The sequence below is a fragment of the Micromonospora sp. NPDC049662 genome, assembly GCF_040675055.1.
In the GTDB taxonomy this organism is placed as follows: domain Bacteria; phylum Actinomycetota; class Actinomycetes; order Mycobacteriales; family Micromonosporaceae; genus Micromonospora.
In genome coordinates, this window is record NZ_JBFAOC010000034.1 from 1 (window position 1) to 20,069 (window position 20,069).

The window sequence follows — 20,069 nt, forward strand, 5'->3', positions numbered from 1 at the left end:
CGCGTGATCAAGAGGTTTGCGTCACGACACGCCGAGGCGATGACGCAAACCTCTTGATCAACAGGGCCTGACCCCGGTGGGGACCGGGAGAACTCCGGTGGAGGTGGACCTGCCGCCGGGACTGACGTTTGTCCTGGGCTGCGACGGGAAACGGCCGGCAATGACGAAACCTCGTGTGGTGATCGTGGGGGCCGGGTTCGCCGGTTACCACGCGGCGAAGACGTTGAGCCGGATCGCCCGGGACCGGGCCGAGATCGTGGTGCTGAACTCCACCGACTACTTCCTGTACCTGCCGCTGCTGCCCGAGGTGGCCGCCGGGGTGGTCGAGCCGTCGCGCATCGCCGTGCCGCTGACCGGAACCCTCAAGGGTGTACGGGTGGTGATCGGCGAGGCGGACCACGTCGACCTGCAGAACCGCTGGGTCGGCTTCACCCAGCCCGAGGGGGAGAAGAACCGCCTGGCGTACGACCGGCTGGTTCTCGCCGTGGGCAGCGTCAACAAGCTGCTGCCGATCCCGGGCGTCACCGAGTACGCGCACGGCTTCCGCGGCCTGCCCGAGGCCGTCTACCTGCACGACCACATCGTGCGCCAGGTGGAGTTGGCCGAGCAGGCCGAGGACCCGGCCGAGCAGCGGGCCCGCTCCACCTTCGTGGTGGTCGGCGCGGGGTACACCGGCACCGAGGTCGCCGCGCACGGCCAACTGTTCACCGACGCCCTGCACGCCCAGCGACCCCGGCTCACCGTCCGGCCCCGCTGGATGCTGCTCGACGTCGCCCCCCGCGTGCTGCCTGAGCTGGACAAGAGAATGTCCGACACGTCGCACAAGGTGCTCAACAAGCGCGGCGTGGACGTGCGGATGGGCACCTCGGTGGCCGAGGCGACCTGCGACGGGGTCAAGCTCACCGACGGCGAGTACGTCCCCACCTGCACGCTGGTGTGGTGCGTGGGCGTACGCCCCGACCCGTTCGTCAACGAGTTGGGCCTGCGCACCGAGCGGGGCCGACTGGTCACCGACGAGTACCTCAACGTTCCCGGCTATCCGGAGGTCTTCGCCTGCGGTGACGCGGCCGCCGTGCCCGACCTGGTCAACCCGGGGCAGATCTGCGGCATGACGGCGCAGCACGCGGAGCGGCAGGGCAAGCGGGTGGCGCACAACATCGCCGCGTCGTACGGGTTCGGCACGCGCCGGCCGTACAAGCACCACGACCTGGGCTGGGTGGTCGACCTGGGTGGCAAGGACGCCGCCGCGAACCCGCTGCACGTCAACCTGGCCGGGCTGCCCGCCAAGGCGGTCACCCGGGCGTACCACCTGATGGCGATGCCGGGTAACCGCACCCGCGTGGGTGCCGACTGGGTGCTCGACGCCGCGCTCACCCGCTCGGCGGTGCAGTTGGGGCTGGTCCCGGCGAACGCGGTGCCGCTGGAGAGCACCTCACCCGAGGTCGCGACGCGGGGTCGGTGAGCGGGGCGGGTTTGCCCGTCGCGGGCCGTACTCGCGCAGCAGGATCTGGACGATGCCGGCGGCGGGGATGGCCAGCAGCGCGCCGAGCAACCCGGCCAACTCCGCCGCGAGCAGCAGGCTCAACAGCACGGTCAGCGGGTTGAGCCGGACCGCGCGGGCGAGGATGAGCGGCTGCAGCAGGTGGTTCTCCACCTGCTGGTAGACGACGAAGAAGACGAGCACGACGACGCCGGCGGTGGGGGAGTGCAGGAACCCCGCCCCGGCGGCGAGCACCGCGCCGATCGTCGCGCCCACCAGCGGTATCAGGTCGGCCACCGCGACGAGCAGCGCGATCACCCCGGCGAACGGCACCCCCGTGAGGCTCAACACCAGGAACGTCAACCCGCCACAGATCACGCTGATCAGCAGGTTGCCGGTGAGGTAGCCGGTGACCGTCCGGGACACCTCCCGGCCGACGCGGCGCAACCGCTCGCCCTGACCGTCCCCGGCCACCGCGAGCACGCCGCGGGTGATCCGCGGCGATTCCAACACCATGAGGTACGCCAGCACGACGACCGTGACCAGCCCCGCGACCCCCTCCGCCACGCCACGCAGCACCCCGACGGCGGGTTGCCGCAGCCGGGCACCGGCATTCCGCAGCTCGTCCGCGTGCGCGCTGGCGTAGCGCCGTACCCCGGTGCGTTCCAGGAACTCACCCAGCGGACCGCGCCCGGCGCGCGCGTCGCGCAGCAGCTCGGGCCCCCGCTCGGCGAACCGGCCCACCTCGTCCAGCAGCGGCACCAGGATCACCGTGGCCAGGACCGCCAGCACGACGAACGCGGCGAGGAAGACGAGCAGCGTGGCCAGCGCCCGGCGGCGGACGAACCGGCGTTGCAGCCGGTCCACGGCCGGTTTGAGCGCGACCGCGAAGAAGGCGGCCACCACCGTCCAGACGAGCACCCGACGGGTCGCGTACACGAAGGCGAGCGCGAGCGCGGTGGCCAGCACCAGCCCGATCACGACCAGGGTCCGGCGGGCGGTGGCCCGATCTTCGGCGTTGCTCACCCGCCGGGCCTTCCCCGCCCAGACCGCAGGAAACCCGGCATCCCGGCCGGTTCGCCCTACCTCAGACGTCGGTGTCGAGAAGCGGGTGCGCGCCGGCCACGAAGGTGTCGAGGGCGGCGGCGTGCAGCAGCCCACCCACGATCGGGTCGCGCAGCGCGGCCACGGCGAGCCGACCGACCGGCAGCCCGCCGGGGCGGTGCGTCGCGGCGAGCACCAGGTTGCCGTAGCGCCGACCCCGCAGCATCCGGCGGTCGCCGAAGACGCAGACGTCCCCGAAGACCGCCCGCAGCGTCGCCACCTGCACCCGGGTGCCGACCAGCGGTGGCAGGTCCGTCACGTTGACCAGGTAGAGCCCGCCGGGCCGCAGGACACGGGCCACCTCGGCGGCGAACTCCACGGTGCGGACGTGTCCGGGCATCCGGGCAGCCTGGTAGATGTCGGCGATCACCAGGTCGTACCCGTCCGCCCCGGCGGCGGTGACCGCCTCCCGCGCGTCGCCGACCGCCACCCGCACCTCGGGTGGCAGCGGCGGCAACTCCCGCGCCACCAGGTCGACCACCGCCCGGTCCCGTTCCACGACCCGCTGCGCCGAGCCCGGCCGGGTGGCGGCCAGCCAGCGGGGCAGCGTCAACGCGCCGCCGCCGAGGTGCAACACGTCCAGGGGTACGCCCGCGGGGGCCGCCAGCTCCACGGCCGACGCGATCCGGCGGACGTACTCGAAGTGCAGGTGCCGGGGATCCTCGACATCCACGTACGACTGCTCGACGCCGGCGGAGAGCAGCGTCCGTCCGGTCCTGCGGACCGGATCGGCGACCAACTCCAGACGGTCGGCGGCGCGGTTCATGACGGCACGCTAACCGAGCGGCCGACGGGCCGGCGGCGCGGGAGCACCCGCGTCCGCCGGCCCGCGTACGCCGTAGCGGTGGTCAGCCGCCGGCCATCCCGGCGCCGACCTCGTCGATCGCGTCGTCGATCGCATGGGCCAGGTCCACGTCCAGCGCGCTCACCCCGTCCGCCTGATTGGTGCGGACGGTCAGCACAGCCGCCGTGTCGCCGGGACGCCCGATGCTCGGGCCACGGCCGGTCTCCTGGCGCAGCCGGTCGAGCCGGGCGAGCACCCGGTCGAGGTTGTCCGGCGGCAGCGCGACCACCCGGTACAGGGCGGTGGTGTCGCCGGCCCAGTACGGCAGGTCGTCCAGCGCCGCCTGGACCTGCTCCTCGTCCAGGGTGGGCGTGGTGGTGGAGGCCCCCACGATGCCGCCGCCGGCCGCTGGCGGGTTCAGCAGCTCCCGCAGGCCGTCGGGGACGTGCAGGGACTCGATCAGGTCGCCGTCCTGGTCGGCGAGCGCGGCCATCGTCGCCTCCGCCTGGTAGCGGGCCTGCTCCGGCGTACGCCCGCTGATCCGGCCCACCTCGGCCAGGAAGCCGGGCAGATCGCGGTGCCGCTCGATGCCGTCCACGGGCACCACGTCGTGCAGCGAGTTCGGCACGGCGGCGAGCAGTCGTTGCCGCTCCGCCGTGTCGAGCGCGAAGGCCAGCACCAGCACGGTCGCCTCGGCGCCCACCTTCGCCGTCCGGAAGTCCACCCCGGACCGACGTCGGACATCCTCGACCAGATCCCGGTATCCCAGACTTGTCACACCGGCCGCGCCACCGGGAGGCGGCTGCGGTCGCGGATTGTCCGGGGTACCCCTCGACGGCGGGGCCGGTCCACCACGCGTGGTGTCCGCCTTGTGCCGTCCGGCCGGCGGCGGGCCGGCCCGTCTGCTCTGGTCCAGGCTGGTGAGCTGTTTGGAGGCGCTCAGGCTCGCGCCGTACTCGCTGGGCTGGCCGCCCTGTTCGCGGGCCTGCCGGGCCAACGCCCGGCGGCGCTGGTTGTCGCCCTCCATCTGCTTGCGCATCGTGACGCCCCTTCCGCTGGGGATCGATCCTGCGACGGTCGCGTTCCCGTCGTCCCGGGAGCCGAAACGGACGCTGCCGGCCGAGTAGGGCTGAGCGTCGGCCGGGCTTCATCCGCCCGGGGTGAGGGGCGCTCACCCGTGCGGCCCGCAGGATCGGGGCAGGAGGCAGTTCTTCCGAGGTACGCGGAAGGAAGGTCGTCATGAAACGGATCGTCGAGATCGTTCCCGCTCGACCCGGCTGGTACGCCCGCTGGCAGCTCACGCCCGACGCCACCCGGTGCTACCCGGTGAGCCTGTGGGCGCTGCTGGAGGAGGCCGACGGAACCGGCCGGGAAGTGGTCGGAATGGACTGCATCGGCCAGTGGCCGGGTGCGGACGACAACGAGGCGGGTGGGGAGTTTGTCCGCTACCTGTACCAGACGCCCGACTCGGGGGAACCCGACGACATCGAACCTCCGTCGACCGTCGAACTGCGCGACGGCGGGCCCCGACTCCAGCCGATGACCGCGCCCTAGGCATTTCTCCGGCCCCCGGCCCCAGGTCCCAGGGTCGGGGGCCCCCTCGCGCGTGGGGTGGTCGCTCGGTGCGGCCGTCAGCCGGTGGCGCGCAGCTCGTCGTCGCCCTGCACGGCCAGCAGCTCGGTGAGGCCGGTGCGATCCAGCAACTGCTGGATCTGCGGGCTGACCCCGGTGAGCCGGATCGCGCCGACGCTCCGACGCGCGATCAGCAGGGCGCTGAGCCCGGACGAGTCGCAGAGGCCGACGCCGCTCAGGTCGATCGTCACCTGCGGCTCGCCGTGCAGGCCGGCCGCGGCGGCCACCAGCTCCGGCGCGGTGTCGTAGTCGAGCTCGCCGGTCAGCCGTAGCCGGACGTGACCGGCGTCGGGCCGGCTCACCTCGATGGTCAACAGCTGGTGGGGCATTGCACCATGTTCCCAGTCCGCACGCGGAACGCAAACCCGGGGGCTGCGCGTCGCCGGATCACGCCGTGGCGGCGGACGCCTCGGCGTCGGGGCCGCCCTCCGGACGAGCGATGGGCACCGGCCGACCGAGGAGCGTCGCCACCCCGGTGATGTCCAGGATCGTCGCCAGGAAGCGCGGGACCGAGCGCAGCCGCAGCCCGGCGCCGACCGCCTGGCCCTCCCGCCAGGCGTGCACGATCACGGCGAGACCGGTGCTGTCGATGAAGGTCAGATCGGCGAAGTCCAGCACGATCGCGCGTGGCGCGTCGGCGAGGATCCGGTCGATCTCGGCGTGCAGAGGGGCCGAGGTCGCGTACGCCAGCTCGCCGCCGACGCGGATCAGGGGCACGTCGGGGTCGGACCGGTCGACGGCGACGCTCAGTGGCTTCGCGTCGGCCCTACGCCCTTCCGACAGCACGATCAGGCCCCTTCCCCCGGGCCGGCACTCCGACCGGCGCGAGGGGATCGTAACAACCGTCGAGCGGGGCCGCTCGCTACCGGAACCGGGGCCCGACCTGCTGTCGGATGCCGGTCACGGCGCACCGGCGTAGGGTGGGTGGACAGTGCACGTTCGGGTGGACGACAAGGAGTGAGGCTCAGCTGGTGACTGCTTCCGACGTCAGGGACTGGGACCCGGGCGACGGACGGATCTCCACGCCGAGTACCACACGGGCCCCGGCGTGGTCCGCCGACGCACCGTCCTGGCCCGCGCCCGCGCTGCCGCCGTTGGCCCCCGACCGTGACCAGGCCACTCCGGACTGGTCCGAGGTCGTCGAACACTTCCGCGAGGGCCTGGTGGTCTGCGACGCCGACGGTGTCGTCCGGCACGTGAGCCCGGTGGCCGAGCGGCTGTTGCCCGAGGTGGTACCCGGTGAACCGCTGGCCGCGTCCGGCGTGCCGGGGTTGGGCGAGGGCGTGCCCGGGAACTTCACCCACCACGACCGTCGGCTCACCGCCCGCCGGATGCCGCTGTCCGCCGGCCGCTGCTGCTGGTACGTCGAGGACGTCACCGAGAGCGTCAGCCGCGCCGACGCGTTGCTCGCCGAGCGGGCCCGGTCGGCCTTCCTGGCCGTGGTGGGCGACAAGCTGGGCAACCCGCTGCACCCCGACCGGGCCGCCGCCGCGGTCGTTAGACTCGCCGTGCCGACCCTGGCCGAGGTGGCGGTGCTGGTGCTCGCGCCCCGCGCGGGGCGGGTCCGCTGGTGGCGGGCCACCCGGGTCGACGACGAGGCCCCGATGGTCGACGGCGGCGTCCTGACCGGCGTCACCCTCCCCGCGGCCATCGCCGACGGGCTGACCGGTGTCGAGCCGCACACGGTCGACTGGCTGGTGGAGCAGGCGGTCGACGCCGGCTGGCTGCCCGGCCTCACGGGCGTCGACAGCACCGCCCGGGTCGTCCCGCTGCCCGGCCGCGACACCCCCGTCGGGGTGCTGTTGGTCGCCCGGCGCTCCAGCCGCTGGTACGACGAGGACGACGTCGAGTTGATCCGGGCGTTCGCGGCCCGCGCCGGCGCGGCGTTGACCACCGCCCAGCTCTACCGCGACCAGGCGGAGGTCGCCGACACCCTGCAGGCCAGCCTGCTGCCGGTCGAGCCGACCGAGACCGCCGGCGTGCAGTGGGGCACCGCGTACCGTCCGGCGCAGGCGGGACTGCGCATCGGCGGCGACTTCTACGGCTCGCACCGGCTCGCCGACGGCGGTTCCGTCTTCTTCCTCGGCGACGTCTCCGGCAAGGGCGTCGAGGCGGCCGTGTTCACCGGTCAGCTCCGCCAGTGCCTGCAGGCGCTGCACCGGGTGGAGTCCCACCCGGGCCGGCTGCTGCGGCTGCTCAACGACGCCCTGTTCGAGACGACCCAGGCCAACGGCCAGGGCCGCTTCGCCACCATCGTGCTGGGCGTGGCCCGTCCGCAGCGCGACGGAGGCGTCACCCTCACGATGGCCGGGGGCGGGCACCTGCCGCCGCTGGTGCTGCGCGGCTCGGGCGAGGTTGAGGTGGTGCCGCTGCGCGGCATGCTGATCGGGGTGGTGCCCGACCCGCGCGTCGGCGAGGTGACCGTACGCCTGGCGCCGGGCGAGACCTGCCTGCTCTACAGCGACGGTGTCACCGAGGCCCGTGGGGGTCGTCGCGGCGACGAGCAGTTCGGCGCGGAGCGGCTGGTGACGGCCGTGACGGATTGCCAGCGCATGCCGGCGCCGGCCCTGGCCGAGCGCGTCGAGCAGGTCACCTGTGACTGGCTGGGGCACGGCGACCACGACGACATCGCCGTCCTGGCGCTGCGCGCGGTCAGCCCCGGTCGTGGCGCGCGGCACCTGCACGCCGTTCCCCCGCCGACGACCGCCGACGAGCAGAGGATGAGCCCCGCGTGACCGCCCCCGCCGCGACAACGGAACCGACCGACGCCTACCCCGGCTATCTGGCCTGCCTCGCCGACGCCGACGAGTACGCCGCGATCGACGTGGCGACCGGCCTGCTGGAGGCGGGCGTGCCGCCGGAGCGGGTGCTGCTCGACCTGGTCGCGCCGGCACAGGCCGAGGTGGGTGAGCGGTGGGCCCGCAACGAGTGGAGCGTGGCGCAGGAGCACGCGGCCACCCACATCAGCGAGCGGGTGGTGGCCGCCGTGGCGGCGCACGCCAAACCGCGTGCGACCGGCGGTCATGTCGTGGTGGCCTGCATGGACGGCGAGTGGCACGCCCTGCCGCCCCGGCTGGTGGCCGAGGTGCTGCGGCTCCGCGGTTGGCAGGTGACCTTCCTGGGCGCCAGCGTGCCGGCGGCGCACCTCGTGTCGTACCTGCACCGGCACGACGCGCAGGCGGTCGCGCTGGCCTGCGCGCTGCCGATGCGGCTGCCGCACGCCCACCGGATGATCGAGGCGTGCCGGCGTTCGGACGTGCCGGTCGTGGTCGGCGGGCGGGGCTTCGGCGCGGACGGCCGGTGGGCGGCCCGGCTCGGCGCGGCCTGGGCGCCGAACGCGCCGGCGGCGGCCGAGTTGATCGCCGACGAGCGGGCGCTACGGCGGGTGCCGGCGGCGCGACTCGCGCACCTGGCCGACGACGAGTACGCGAGTCTGGTCCGCCGCCGTGGCGATCTGATCGACAGCGCGCTGGCCGATCTGCGGGCGAAGGCGCCGGCGACGCGCGAGTACACGGCCACCCAGCTCGACTCGACGGTGAGCGACCTGGGTCACATCCTGGACTCGCTGGCCGCCGCGTTGTACGTCGACGACGCCTCGCTGTTCACCGAATTCGTCGACTGGCTCGCGGAGATCCTGACGAGCCGGCGGGTGCCGGCCAGCGCCGTCGAACTCACCCTGGAGCACTTCGCCGCCGAGCTGCGGGACTACCCCCGGGCGGCGCACGCGCTGGCCCTGGGGCGTGCCGGGCTGGCCGCCGCGTCCCGTTCCGCCGGCTGACCCGGGTCGGCCAGACGATCACCACGCGCTGCGGAGCGTCGTACCCCCCTGCGTATACTTGCCGCACTGCAAACGTCCCACCCGCCGGTGGAGCGAGCGAGGGGGGAGACGGTGACGTTCAGTGTCAGCGACGCCGAGCGCGAGGGCGGTGTCGCCTGCCTACGGCTCGCCGGTGAGCTGGACCTGAGCACCGCCGACGAGCTGGCCGCCGCCATCGACCGGCTCACCGCCGCCGGTGAGCGCCGGGTGCTGCTCGACCTCACCGACCTGACCTTCTGCGACTCCACCGGGATGGCGGTGTTCGTCCGGGGCGACAATCAGGCCGCCGCCGACGGGGGCTGGCTGAGGATCACCGGCGCCGCCGGTCGGGTCGAGCGCGTGTTGCGGATCACCGGTCTGGCCGACGTGCTCCGCTACGTTCCCGACACGGCTGACCCGGCGTCCCACAGCGCCCTCTGATGGGCTAGATTTCCCCGCCAGCATGGTGACCGTCCGGTTTCCATTCTCCGCCGACACCCGAGGCAGGTAGTGATGGGCGACAGCCCGCAGCCGGTACGCATCCTGGTGGTCGACGACGATCCCGGCGACGTGCTGATGATCGAGGAGGCGTTGGCCGACTCCGACGTCGAGAAGATCATCGACGTGGTGAGCGACGGCGAGGAGGCGATGGAGTTCCTCCGGGCCGAGGGTCGCCACTCCGGGGCCCGCCGGCCGGACGTGATCCTGCTTGACCTCAACATGCCGCGGATGGACGGGCGTCAGGTGCTCGGGGCGGTCAAGCAGGACGAGGATCTGCGGACCATTCCGATCGTGGTGCTGACCACCTCGAACGCGGACACCGACATCGTCGGCAGCTACACGTTGCAGGCCAACGCGTACGTCACCAAGCCGATCGACCTGGACGACTTCAACGACGTGGTGCGCCGCATCGACGAGTTCTTCGGCCGCGTGGTCGTGCTGCCCAAGCGCCCCTGATCCGCCCGTCCCGCGCATGCTGAACAATTTTCCCGAACCGCCTCGGTGGATGTCGTCGCGCCCGAGGATCCAGGTGGGGAAGTAACAGCGGCTGCCTGGGGGCGACAGTATGAGGTTCTCCGTCGTGAAGACCGGCTACGACCAGCGACAGGTGGATTCCTGCCTGGATGAGCTGGGGATCAGGTTGTCCCGGCTCGCGGCGCGGGCGGAGGGCGCGGCCGGGGCGACCCGGGAGTGGGACGAGATCCGCCAGGAGGCGACCTGGCTCAGCGGGCTGCTCCAGCGACTGGACCTGGGCGACGCCGCCGCCACCCGCCGGGCCGGCGACGCGGTGCGTCAGGAGGCGGACGAGATCCTGGCGCAGGCCCGTCGCGCGCTGGACGAGGCCCGCGAGGAGGCCCGTCGGGTCCGGGAGCAGGCGTACGCGGATGCCGTGCAGGCCCGGCGTGACTTCGAAGAGGCGCTGCACGCGCGCCGCCGTCGCGAGGCCCTGGCGGACGAGATCCTCGTCGGCGTGACGGTCGAGCCGGTGCCGGCCGACACGCCCACGGCGGCGGCCGGCACCCGCTGAGACGGCCTCAGGCGAGCAGCGCGGCCGCCACGGTGGTGGCCCGGTCCTCGTGCGGGGCGTACGCGTCGGGGTACGCCGAGACCTGCACCGCCTGGGCGGCGGCGGTGAGGCTCATGTCCTGCCAGCCGGGGATCTCGGCGAGGGCGGTGTAGAAGGCCCGGGCGGCGTACGACGGGCGCATCAGCTCGGCGACCGTGCCCCACCCGCTGCTGGGCCGCTGCTGGAACAGCCCGACCGAGTCGTGGTCGGAGCCGCTGCCCTGGTGCGGGTACTCGCTCGACTCCGGCAGCACGTCGCTGGCCAGGTTGTAGAGGTTGCTCTCCTGCATCGCGGTGGCGAGCGCCACGACCAGGGCGCGACGCGGCATCTTCAGCCCCACGCCGACGTCCACGATGATCTTCGCGTTGTCCATCTGCTGCTGGTCGAGCCCGGCGACCGGGCGCGGCCGGCGGGGCTTGACCGGCTTCTTCGGCGCCTTGCGGGTGACGGTGGGCGTCGGGGTCGGCGCGGCCGTCGGGTTGGGCAGGACCCGGGCCGGGGCGAGGTCGCGGTCCAGCGACCGGGAGGCGCGCTCGTCGGCGATGGCGGCACGGTCGGCCAGCGCGTCGGCGATCGGCCGGACGGGCTGCGGGGCTTCCTGCCCGTCGCGGGCGGCGGCGAACGCGCCCAGGCCGAGGCAGCAGGTGACGCCGGTGGCCAGGGCGACCCGGACCGGGGTGGAGCCGAGCAGGGCGCGGCGCGGCGGCGGTTCGGGGGCCCGGTGACGGCCGATCGTCCGTTCGGTTGATGCGGCGTCCCTCGTGCGGGTGGTCGAGGGCGCGTCGGTCAGCTTCTGGGCGGTGGGGTCGTCGGGATGCACCCGCCGAGGCTAGATAGTCGGTCGCCCGCTGCCATCGGCCCTAACAGTGGCATGCGCCACAATTTGCCCGAATCGTGGGCGTGGCAACGGGCGAAAGCCGGTTATGTCGGCACAACCTCGCCGATCAGACGAGACGGGTATTTCCGATTCGCCAGGTGAAGGTGGTCATCGCGCCCCACCGAGAGGTGATGTTCTGCGGGGCTCCGGTCATCCCCCTGTCGGGTGATGCGGGGGTCCACCGAACGCCTGACCACGATGCGTGTCGGTGGCGGATGGGTCATCGCGGTCCGGCGGTAGCACTCCGATGAGCGTGATGACTCTCAGGCATCAAGATGCTCCAGAGTCATCAGGCTCATCAGGGAGAGTGCCACCCGCCGCTGATGCCGTCCGGCCGACAAGGGCCCGCCCTCAGTGCCGACCGTTCTCGGCCGGGGTGACGGTCAACCGGTGCCGCGTGTTGTCGCTGCTGGAGAAGGGCCAGAGCCGATCGGCGTACTCGACCAGGTCGGCCAACTGCGCCCGGCTCAGACCGGCCGACGAGATCGAGGCGTGCACGTCGGCCCGGTACCGGCCGTCGTCGTCGCGCCCCAGCTTCGCCTCGGCGCGCACCTGGACCGTGTGCGCCTCGTCGGTGATCTCCCCGGCCGCCTCCACGGCGGCGTGGTGCAGGCAGGAGGCGAAGGCCGCCGCCAACAACTGCTCCGGTCTCAGGCCGGTGCAGTGCGCCGCCAGCGGCGACGCGAGCGGCGTGGAGAGCCCGCCGTCATCGGTTCGGACGTGGCCACCCTCGGCGGTGGCGGTGGCCTCATGCAGCCAGGAACTCGGACTCGGCATCGCGTTCCTCCCGTCGCTCACCCGCCCGGCTACCCGGCCGAGGGCGGACGAAACGCTCAGCTCAGCTCCCGTCGACGACCGACAGCGCCTCGGTGGGCTGCGCCGCCGCCCGCTCGGTCCACGGCGACGGCGACGGCGACAGCGACCGCTGCGTGGGGATCGCCATCGGTACGTACACCCGGGCGTCCACGACCTCGGCCAGCAGCAGCGCCGCGACCAGGCTGGTCGGACGCCCGGCGGGATCGTCGTCCAGGCAGCAGCGGCACAACTCGGACACCTCGGGCGGGAGCCCGTCCACCTCCGGCAGCGGCTCGGGCGGCCGGGACCGGCGCGCGGCCAGCAGCTCGGCCGGGGTCTGGGCCCGGTACGGGAGACGACCGCTGAGGCAGTAGTAGAGCAGCACGCCGAGGGCGTACATGTCGGCGGCCGGCGTCGCGGGGGCGCCGTCGAGCTGTTCCGGCGCCAGGTACGCCGGGGTGCCGAGCAGCATGCCGTCGGGCATCGGGTCCGCCGTGCCGGTCGGGGTGGCGATGCCGAAGTCGAGGACCTTCACCCCTGCCGGGGTGAGCATGACGTTGGCCGGCTTGACGTCGCGGTGCACGATGCCGCTCGCGTGGGCGGCGGACAGCGCGGCGGCGACCTCCGCGCAGACCCGCACGGAGATGCGCCAGTCCAGTGGGCCCGCCCGCAGGTGCGCCGCGAGGGTCTCGCCCTCGGCCAGCTCCATGACGATGTAGGGGACCCGGCGGCCGGGAAGCGTCGAGGAGGTGCCGAAGTCGTGCACGCTCGCGACGTTCGGATGCACCAACCGGGCCGCCGAGCGGGCCTCCGTGCGGATCCGGTCCACCGTGTCGTGGTGGCCGTCCGGGCCGGGCGCGATCAGCTTCACGGCGACCGGTCGGTCCAGCACCCGATCGTGGGCCCGCCACACCTCGGACATTCCGCCGACGCCGATGCGCTGTTCGAGCTGGTACCGCCCGTCCAGCGTCCGCATCGTCAGCTCCTCATTCTCGTCCCGCCCGGCGGCGGGGCCTGGGAATCGCGGTACCCGGGGGCCGAGCTGGGCAAACCGCGTCGGCCGCCGATCACGCCGTACCTCGGCCGGGGTCACCGCCGGGTGCGGTAGCTTGCGACCCAGGGCCGTACGCACCGAGCGTGCCGGCATCGTCACGCAAGGGAGCGCCGCGATGGGCGAGGTCACCGTACGCTTCGTCGGCGGTCCCGCGGACGGGCTGGTCCGCGCGGTACCGGCCGAGCCGGACGGCGCCCCTCCGCAGCGGTGGATCATGCGGCATCCGGGCGGCACCGGCCCGACACAGCCCGGCCCCGACCACCTCTACGAGCGCGACCAGCCCGACGGCCACGGCGGGTGGAGCATGCGCTTCGTCCGGACCGACGCGTACGGGGTGTCCGAGTGACCGCGGTCGGAGGCTGAGCGGTGGCTCGGCGGCCCGGCCGCACAGCTGGCACACAGGCGGCGCAGAGGCGCGACACAGCGGAGGTGTCCACGATGGGGGGCATGGTCATCCAGGGGCAGACCGTGCCGGGCCGGATCGAGTTGCGCCGCCCGGACGGTGAACCCGTCCGCGTGCTGGTGGTGGACGACGAGGCGACGCTGACCGATCTGCTGTCGATGGCGCTGCGCTACGAGGGTTGGCAGGTGCGCAGCGCCGGCAACGGCATGGCGGCGTTGAGCGCCGCCCGGCAGTTCCAGCCGGACGCCGTCGTCCTCGACGTCATGCTGCCCGACCTCGACGGCTTCCAGGTGCTGCGTCGGCTGCGCGAGCACGCCCCGACCGTGCCGGTGCTCTTCCTGACCGCCCGGGACGCCGTCGAGGAGCGCATCGCCGGGCTGACCGTGGGCGGCGACGACTACGTGACCAAGCCGTTCAGCCTGGAGGAGGTGATCGCCCGGCTCCGCGCGCTGCTGCGCCGCTCGGGCTTCGCGGTCGCCGCCCACGAGGAGGCGCTGCTGACCGTCGGCGACCTCAGCCTCGACGAGGACAGTCATGAGGTCCGCCGTGCCGGCCAGCTCGTCACGCTGACCGCGACCGAGTTCGAGCTGCTGCGCTACCTGATGCGCAACCCGCGCCGGGTGCTCAGCAAGGCGCAGATCCTCGACCGGGTGTGGAACTACGACTTCGGCGGCCAGGCCAACGTGGTGGAGCTGTACATCTCGTACCTGCGCAAGAAGATCGACGCGGGGCGACCGCCGATGATCCACACGCTGCGCGGCGCGGGCTATGTCCTCAAACCCGCTGACTAGGGCACTCGTCCGGCTGCGGCGCTGGTGGGCTGGCCGGTCGCTGCGGACCCGGCTGGTGCTCGCCCTGGTCGCGCTGCTCGCCCTGGTCAGCGTCGCCATCGGCGGGCTCACCACGCTGGCCCTGCGGCACGTGCTGGTCGCCCAGGTCGACACCCAGTTGACGATGGGGGACCGGCCGCGCGACCTGCCGCCGTGGTTCCGCCCGGGTGGCGACCCCGGGCGGCCCGCTGTGCGGCCGGGCGTTGCCGCACCGTCCCCGCCGGAGCCTCCGCGCGGCTTCCCGCCGGGCTCGCTCGCCGTGCGCCGCGCCGACGGCGTCACCACGGCGACGCGGAGCACCGCGAGCGGCAGCCTCGCCGACGTTCCCGCCGCCGACGCCGCACGGCTGGTCGCGCTGCCCACCGACGGCCGGCCCCGCACCATCACCCTCGACGAGGGGGACGTCCGGGCGGTGGCCCGGCAACTGCCCAACGGGGTCGTGGTCGCCGTGGGCATTCCGCTCAGCGGTGTGCGGGACACCGTCTGGGCGCTGGTCGCCGCGCAGGCCGGGGTCGTCGGCCTCGGACTGCTCCTGGCCGGTGGCGCGGGCGCGCTGATCGTGCGGGCCACGCTGCGACCGCTGAACCGGGTGGCCGCCACCGCCGCCCGGGTCACCGAGCTGCCGCTGGACCGGGGCGAGGTGGCGCTCGCCGTCCGGGTGCCGGCCGCCGACACCGACCCGCGTACCGAGGTCGGCCAGGTCGGCGCGGCGTTGAACCGGATGCTGGGCCACGTCGCCGACGCGCTGGCCGCGCGGCAGGCCAGCGAGACCCGGGTACGCCAGTTCGTCGCCGACGCCAGCCACGAGCTGCGCACCCCGCTCGCGGCGATCCGTGGGTACGCCGAGGTGGCCCGGCGGGGCCGCGACGAGGTCCCCGCCGACGTGGCGCACGCCCTGCGCCGCGTCGAGTCCGAGAGCGCCCGGATGACCAGCCTCGTCGACGACCTGCTGCTGCTGGCCCGGCTTGACGCCGGCCGGCCGCTCGCGGCGGACCCGGTCGACCTGTCCGCCCTCGTGGTCGACGCGGTCAGCGACGCGCACGTCGCCGGCCCCGAGCACCACTGGCGGCTCGACCTGCCCGAGGTCGTCATCCGCGTGCCCGGCGACGCCGCCCGCCTGCACCAGGTGGTGGCGAACCTGCTGGCCAACGCCCGCGTGCACACCCCGCCCGGCACGACGGTCACCACCACCCTCGCCGTCGAGGCGGACGCCGCCGTCCTCACCGTCGCCGACGACGGGCCGGGGGTGCCGGCCCAGCTGCGACCGGAGATGTTCGAGCGGTTCGCCCGGGGTGACAGTTCCCGGTCCCGGGCGCACGGCAGCACCGGTCTCGGCCTGGCGATCGTGGCGGCCGTCGTCGACGCGCACCACGGCACGGTCGGCGTCGACAGCCGTCCGGGCCGGACGGTGTTCGCCGTCCGCCTGCCGGATCCCACAGCTGACGCATAGGCGGCGCACGGGGTCCCGCCAGTTCGGCCGCCAAGGCTGGCGGCATGGACCGAACAGACACCCTGTCGACGACGCCCGGCGACCCGGTCGGGCCGCCGCACCCGAGCACGCGCCCCGAGGAACACCCGCCTCCGGCGGGCCGTGCGGCGACCTGGACCCGGCCCGCTCTGCTGGCCCTGCTTTTGGGCACCGGTCTGCTCTACCTCTGGGGCCTGGGCGCCTCCGGCTGGGCCAACTCGTTCTACGCGGCCGCCGCGCAGGCCGGCTCGGTGAGCGGCAAGGCGTTCTTCTACGGCTCGTCCGACGCGGCCAACTCGATCACGGTGGACAAGACGCCCGCCTCGCTCTGGCTGATGGCCCTGTCGGTGCGGATCTTCGGGTTGAACAGCTGGGCGATGCTCGTCCCGCAGGCGCTGTGCGGGGTCGCCTCCGTCGGCGTGCTCTACGCGAGCGTGAAGCGCTGGTATGGGCCGGTTGCCGGCCTGATCGCCGGAGCGGTCCTCGCCGTCACCCCGGTGGCGACGCTCATGTTCCGCTTCAACAACCCCGACGCCCTGCTCGTGCTCCTGCTGCTCGGCGGCGCGTACGCCACCGTGCGCGCGTTGGAGACGGCCAGTACCCGGTGGATCGTGCTGGCCGGCGCGCTGGTCGGGTTCGGCTTCCTGACCAAGATGCTCCAGGCTTTCCTGCTGGTGCCGGTCTTCGCCGGCGTCTACCTGCTGGCCGCCCCGACCGGGCTGTGGCGGCGGGTGCGCCAACTCCTGCTCGCCGGCCTCGCGGTGGTGGTGTCCGCCGGCTGGTGGGTGGCCGTCGTCGAACTCGTCCCGGCCAGCGCGCGTCCGTACGTCGGCGGGTCGCAGGGCAACAGCATCCTGGAGCTGACCCTCGGCTACAACGGTCTCGGCCGGATCACCGGCGACGAGGTGGGCAGCGTCGGCGGCGGCGCCGGACGGATGGGCGGTGGGGGTGGACCGTTCTCGGGGCGGACGGGCCTGCTGCGGATGTTCGACGGCGAGGTCGGCGGTCAGATTTCCTGGCTGCTGCCGGCCGCGTTGATCCTGCTGGTCGCGGGCCTGGTGGTGGCCGGTCGGGCCGCGCGTACCGACCGCACCCGGGCCGGTCTGCTGCTGTGGGGTGGCTGGCTGCTGGTTACCGGACTGATCTTCAGCTTCATGTCCGGGATCTTCCACGCCTACTACACCGTGGCGCTCGCGCCGGCCGTCGGCGCGCTGGTCGGCATCGGCGTCACCCTGCTCTGGCGGCAGCGCCGACCACGGCCCACCCCGGCCGCCGACGCGGACGAGGAACCGGTGCTGGTGCCCCGGTGGCAGCGGTGGCGTCCGCTGGCCGCCACGGCGACCCTCGCCGCCACCCTCGCGGTCACCGTCTGGTGGGCGTGGGTGCTGCTCGGGCGCAGCCCCGACTGGTACCCGTGGCTGCGTGCCGTCGTGCTGGTCGCCGGCCTGCTCGGCGCGGCCCTTCTCCTGTTGACCGTTCGACTGCCCCGGTGGCTGGGGGCCGTGGCGCTGGGCGTCGGCGCGGCGGCGGCCCTCGCGGGACCGGCGGCGTACGCGGCACAGACCGCCGCGACCCCGCACACCGGCTCGATCCCGAGCGCCGGCCCCGCGGTGGCGGGCGGATTCGGCCGCGGTGGCTTCCCCGGCGGACGACCGCCGGGCGGCATGGCGTTCCCCGGCCGCGGGCAGTTCCCCGGCGACGGCCGCAACGGCGCGTCGGTGCCGGGCGGCGAGAACCGCAACGGCAACCAGGACGGCGGGCGGTTCCCGGGCCTTCCGGGCGTAGGGCAGATGCCCGGTGCTCGCGGCGGCGGCATGGGAGGGCTGCTCGACGCCCGCGAGCCCAGCGCCGCGATGCGCGAGTTGCTCGAGCGGGACAGCGACGACTACACCTGGGTGGCGGCCACCATCGGTTCCAACAACGCCTCCGGTTATCAGTTGGCCACCGGCGACCCGGTGATGCCGATCGGCGGGTTCAACGGCAGCGACCCGTCACCGACCCTCGCCCAGTTCCAGCGCTACGTCGCCGACCACAAGATCCACTACTTCATGGGCGGTGGTGGCTTCCGTGCCAACGGTGGCAGCTCGGCCTCGCAGGAGATCTCCACCTGGGTCGAGGAGACCTTCACGGCGCAGACCGTGGACGGGGTCACCGTCTACGACCTGAGCACCGGCGCGGACGCGTCGTGACCGCGCTCGGCAGCCCGCGTCCCGCCGTCCGGACCCGGTCCACCACCACCGGGGCGGTGCTGGACGTGGTGATCCCCGTCCACAACGAGGAGATCGACCTCGGGCCGTGCGTACGCCGGCTGCACGCCCACCTCACCGAGCACTTCCCGTACCCGTTCCAGATCACCGTCGCCGACAACGCCAGCGTGGACGGCACCCTGACGGTCGCCGAGGGACTCCGCGCCGAACTGCCGGGCGTCGAGGTGCTGCACCTGGACGCCAAGGGGCGGGGGCGAGCGCTGTCCGCCGCGTGGTCGGCCTCGTCCGCGCCGGTGCTGGCGTACATGGACGTGGACCTGTCCACCGATCTCGCGGCGCTGCTGCCGCTGGTCGCGCCGCTCATCTCCGGCCACTCCGACCTGGCGATCGGCACCCGGCTGGCGCGTACGTCCCGGGTGGTTCGCGGCGCCAGACGGGAGGTCATCTCCCGGGCCTACAACCTGCTGCTGCGCGGCGCGCTGTTCGCGCGGTTCTCCGACGCGCAGTGCGGGTTCAAGGCGATCCGCGCGGACGTGGCCGGTGAGCTGCTGCCCCTCGTGCGGGACACCGGGTGGTTCTTCGACACCGAGCTGCTGGTGCTGGCGCAGCGGGCCGGGCTGCGCATCCACGAGGTGCCGGTGGACTGGGTCGACGACCCGGACAGTCGCGTCGACATCGTCGCCACCGCCCTGGCCGACCTGCGGGGGATGGGTCGACTCGGGCGGTCCCTGGTGACCGGCGCGCTGCCCCTGGCCGAGCTACGTGCCCAGCTCGGTCGGGCACCGCTGGCCGCGCCACCGGCACAGGTGCCGGTCGGGCTTCCCGGGCAGCTGGTCCGGTTCGCCGCCGTCGGGGTGGCCAGCACGCTGGCGTACCTGCTGCTGTTCGTGACCACCCGGGGCGCCCTCGGCGCGCAGCCGGCGAACCTGCTGGCGCTGTTTCTGACGGCGGTGGCGAACACGGCCGCGAACCGACGGCTGACGTTCGGGATCACCGGTAGCCGGAATGCCGGTCGGCACCACGCGCAGGGGCTGCTGGCGTTCGGCCTCGGCCTGGCGTTGACCAGTGGCGCGCTGGCGGCGCTGCACGCGCTCGTCGCCGTGCCCGCCCGGTCGGTGGAACTGGCCGTGCTGGTGGTCGCGAACCTGGTCGCCACCGTGCTGCGCTTCGTGCTGCTGCGCCTGGGCATGCACCACCGGCGCAGCTAGGTCAGCATCTGCGCGAGGACCTCGACGACGCGCCTGGTGTGCCGCCCGTCGGGGTCCTCGTCGGGGTTCAGGTCGGTCACGCTCATCCCGAGCAGCCGGTCGGCGCGCGCCAGCGGCGTGACCAGTGCGACGAGGTCCGCCCACCGTGGCCCGTCCGGCTCCGGGTAGGTCACCGCCGGCAGGTCGCGCGGATCCACCACGTCCAGGTCGAGGTGCAGCCAGGCCGGCCCGTCGCCGCCGCCGGCCAGGCCCGCCCCGATCGCCCCGGCACCCAGGCGCAGCAGGTCGGCGGCGGGCACCTGGTGGATCGCCGGGTCGATCCGGGCCGCCTCGACACGGCTGTCCTCGTCGGTGGGCGGTCGGTGGCCGAGCAGGTGGACCCGGGCGGGGTCGAGCAGCGCGTCGTCGACGCCGATCGCGGCGGCGGGGCCGTGCCCGGTGACCACCGACAGGTCCATGTCGGCGGCCTCGCCGGTCGGCGACGTCGCGCCGTCGAGGAAGTCGGGATGCGCGTCGACGAACCACAGCTCGGTCGTGCGGGGCAGCGCGCGGCAGATGCCGGGCAGGATCGCGCAGTCGCCGCCGAGCACCAGCGGTCGGTGACCGTCCGCGATCAGCCCACCGATCCGCGCGCTGATCGCGGCGCCGGCCCGGACCAGGCCGGCGGCGTCGATCACCCCGCTCGCCGGCTCCCGGTTCGGGTCCCGCAACCGGGCCTCGTCGATCTGCCCGTCGTCGTCGGCGGCCAGGGCGTCCAGCAGGCCGGCCCGACGCAGGGCGGCCGGCGCCCGTTCCTCGCCGCGCCGAGCGCCGGAGGAGTCCAGTGGCGCGTCCACGACCATCCAGCGCACGCTTCGCAGCCTA

General features: G+C 73.9%; 21 protein-coding genes. 12 read left to right on the plus strand and 9 right to left on the minus strand.

The features are described from left to right. Positions 1-160 precede the first annotated feature (160 nt). On the plus strand, positions 161-1,462 hold the full coding sequence (locus tag AB0J36_RS23010) for an NAD(P)/FAD-dependent oxidoreductase (RefSeq protein WP_357121782.1): 1,302 nt from the start codon (positions 161-163) through the stop codon (positions 1,460-1,462). Here the strand turns inward: AB0J36_RS23010 and AB0J36_RS23015 are convergent. From AB0J36_RS23015 to AB0J36_RS23025, 3 genes are all read right to left on the minus strand, one after another. After that, a complete protein-coding gene (locus tag AB0J36_RS23015; RefSeq protein WP_357121785.1) occupies positions 1,433-2,506 on the minus strand; it encodes an AI-2E family transporter in 1,074 nt (357 codons plus the stop codon). The genes AB0J36_RS23010 and AB0J36_RS23015 overlap by 30 nt on opposite strands. A 61-nt stretch (positions 2,507-2,567) precedes the next feature. After that, complete coding sequence (locus AB0J36_RS23020) at positions 2,568-3,350, minus strand: fused MFS/spermidine synthase (protein ID WP_357121788.1); 783 nt, start codon at positions 3,348-3,350, stop codon at positions 2,568-2,570. A gap of 82 nt (positions 3,351-3,432) precedes the next feature. After that, a complete protein-coding gene (locus AB0J36_RS23025) occupies positions 3,433-4,407 on the minus strand; it encodes a DUF2267 domain-containing protein (RefSeq protein WP_357121791.1) in 975 nt (324 codons plus the stop codon). A 200-nt stretch (positions 4,408-4,607) separates the two neighbouring features. Here AB0J36_RS23025 and AB0J36_RS23030 point away from each other — a divergent pair, with 200 nt between their 5' ends. Next, complete coding sequence (locus AB0J36_RS23030) at positions 4,608-4,922, plus strand: hypothetical protein (RefSeq protein ID WP_355052350.1); 315 nt, start codon at positions 4,608-4,610, stop codon at positions 4,920-4,922. A 77-nt stretch (positions 4,923-4,999) separates the two neighbouring features. On the opposite strand, the gene AB0J36_RS23035 is transcribed toward AB0J36_RS23030, so the two are convergent. Continuing rightward, on the minus strand, positions 5,000-5,329 hold the full coding sequence (locus tag AB0J36_RS23035; protein ID WP_357121794.1) for an STAS domain-containing protein: 330 nt from the start codon (positions 5,327-5,329) through the stop codon (positions 5,000-5,002). 58 nt (positions 5,330-5,387) lie between these two features. Continuing rightward, positions 5,388-5,786 carry an STAS domain-containing protein gene (locus AB0J36_RS23040; RefSeq protein WP_357172236.1) on the minus strand — a complete coding sequence of 133 codons (399 nt, stop codon included), beginning with the start codon at positions 5,784-5,786 and terminating at the stop codon, positions 5,388-5,390. Between the two features lie 185 nt (positions 5,787-5,971). Between AB0J36_RS23040 and AB0J36_RS23045 the strand changes: the two genes are divergently transcribed. The 5 genes from AB0J36_RS23045 to AB0J36_RS23065 all read left to right on the plus strand — a co-directional run bounded on the left by AB0J36_RS23045 (position 5,972) and on the right by AB0J36_RS23065 (position 10,324). Then, positions 5,972-7,735, plus strand: a complete 1,764-nt coding sequence (locus AB0J36_RS23045; protein ID WP_357121800.1) for a PP2C family protein-serine/threonine phosphatase — start codon at positions 5,972-5,974, stop codon at positions 7,733-7,735. After that, entirely contained in the window at positions 7,732-8,778 is a 1,047-nt protein-coding gene (locus AB0J36_RS23050; protein WP_363661098.1) for a cobalamin-dependent protein, read from the plus strand. Before AB0J36_RS23045 ends, AB0J36_RS23050 begins: the two co-directional genes overlap by 4 nt. 111 nt (positions 8,779-8,889) lie before the next feature. Continuing rightward, the gene (locus AB0J36_RS23055; protein WP_357121806.1) at positions 8,890-9,237 is read left to right on the plus strand and encodes an STAS domain-containing protein; all 348 of its coding nucleotides are present in this window, start codon (positions 8,890-8,892) and stop codon (positions 9,235-9,237) included. A gap of 72 nt (positions 9,238-9,309) precedes the next feature. Next, on the plus strand, positions 9,310-9,753 hold the full coding sequence (locus AB0J36_RS23060) for a response regulator (RefSeq protein ID WP_357121809.1): 444 nt from the start codon (positions 9,310-9,312) through the stop codon (positions 9,751-9,753). Positions 9,754-9,862: 109 nt separating this feature from the next. Further along, entirely contained in the window at positions 9,863-10,324 is a 462-nt protein-coding gene (locus AB0J36_RS23065; RefSeq protein WP_357121812.1) for an ATPase, read from the plus strand. Positions 10,325-10,331: 7 nt separating this feature from the next. Here AB0J36_RS23065 and AB0J36_RS23070 read toward each other — a convergent pair whose 3' ends face one another. The 3 genes from AB0J36_RS23070 to AB0J36_RS23080 all read right to left on the minus strand — a co-directional run bounded on the left by AB0J36_RS23070 (position 10,332) and on the right by AB0J36_RS23080 (position 13,011). After that, positions 10,332-11,183 (minus strand): hypothetical protein, encoded by an 852-nt coding sequence (locus AB0J36_RS23070; protein WP_363661099.1) that lies wholly within the window; start codon positions 11,181-11,183, stop codon positions 10,332-10,334. Between the two features lie 408 nt (positions 11,184-11,591). After that, positions 11,592-12,017 carry an OsmC family protein gene (locus AB0J36_RS23075; RefSeq protein ID WP_357121818.1) on the minus strand — a complete coding sequence of 142 codons (426 nt, stop codon included), beginning with the start codon at positions 12,015-12,017 and terminating at the stop codon, positions 11,592-11,594. A 61-nt stretch (positions 12,018-12,078) separates the two neighbouring features. After that, positions 12,079-13,011 carry a serine/threonine-protein kinase gene (locus AB0J36_RS23080; protein WP_363661100.1) on the minus strand — a complete coding sequence of 311 codons (933 nt, stop codon included), beginning with the start codon at positions 13,009-13,011 and terminating at the stop codon, positions 12,079-12,081. A 193-nt stretch (positions 13,012-13,204) separates the two neighbouring features. On the opposite strand from AB0J36_RS23080, the gene AB0J36_RS23085 reads away from it, so the two are divergent. From AB0J36_RS23085 to AB0J36_RS23105, 5 genes are all read left to right on the plus strand, one after another. Continuing rightward, positions 13,205-13,435 (plus strand): hypothetical protein, encoded by a 231-nt coding sequence (locus AB0J36_RS23085; protein ID WP_357121824.1) that lies wholly within the window; start codon positions 13,205-13,207, stop codon positions 13,433-13,435. A gap of 101 nt (positions 13,436-13,536) precedes the next feature. Further along, positions 13,537-14,283, plus strand: coding sequence for a response regulator transcription factor (locus AB0J36_RS23090; protein ID WP_357172268.1), 747 nt, complete (start codon positions 13,537-13,539; stop codon positions 14,281-14,283). Further along, entirely contained in the window at positions 14,261-15,772 is a 1,512-nt protein-coding gene (locus AB0J36_RS23095) for a HAMP domain-containing sensor histidine kinase (RefSeq protein ID WP_357172241.1), read from the plus strand. The genes AB0J36_RS23090 and AB0J36_RS23095 overlap by 23 nt, the downstream gene beginning before the upstream one ends. A gap of 44 nt (positions 15,773-15,816) precedes the next feature. Beyond that, the gene (locus tag AB0J36_RS23100) at positions 15,817-17,979 is read left to right on the plus strand and encodes a glycosyltransferase family 39 protein (RefSeq protein ID WP_357172243.1); all 2,163 of its coding nucleotides are present in this window, start codon (positions 15,817-15,819) and stop codon (positions 17,977-17,979) included. After that, a complete protein-coding gene (locus tag AB0J36_RS23105) occupies positions 17,976-19,205 on the plus strand; it encodes a glycosyltransferase (RefSeq protein ID WP_357172245.1) in 1,230 nt (409 codons plus the stop codon). The genes AB0J36_RS23100 and AB0J36_RS23105 overlap by 4 nt, the downstream gene beginning before the upstream one ends. Here AB0J36_RS23105 and AB0J36_RS23110 read toward each other — a convergent pair. Continuing rightward, on the minus strand, positions 19,202-20,047 hold the full coding sequence (locus AB0J36_RS23110) for an arginase family protein (protein ID WP_357172270.1): 846 nt from the start codon (positions 20,045-20,047) through the stop codon (positions 19,202-19,204). The genes AB0J36_RS23105 and AB0J36_RS23110 overlap by 4 nt on opposite strands. Positions 20,048-20,069: the final 22 nt, after the last annotated feature.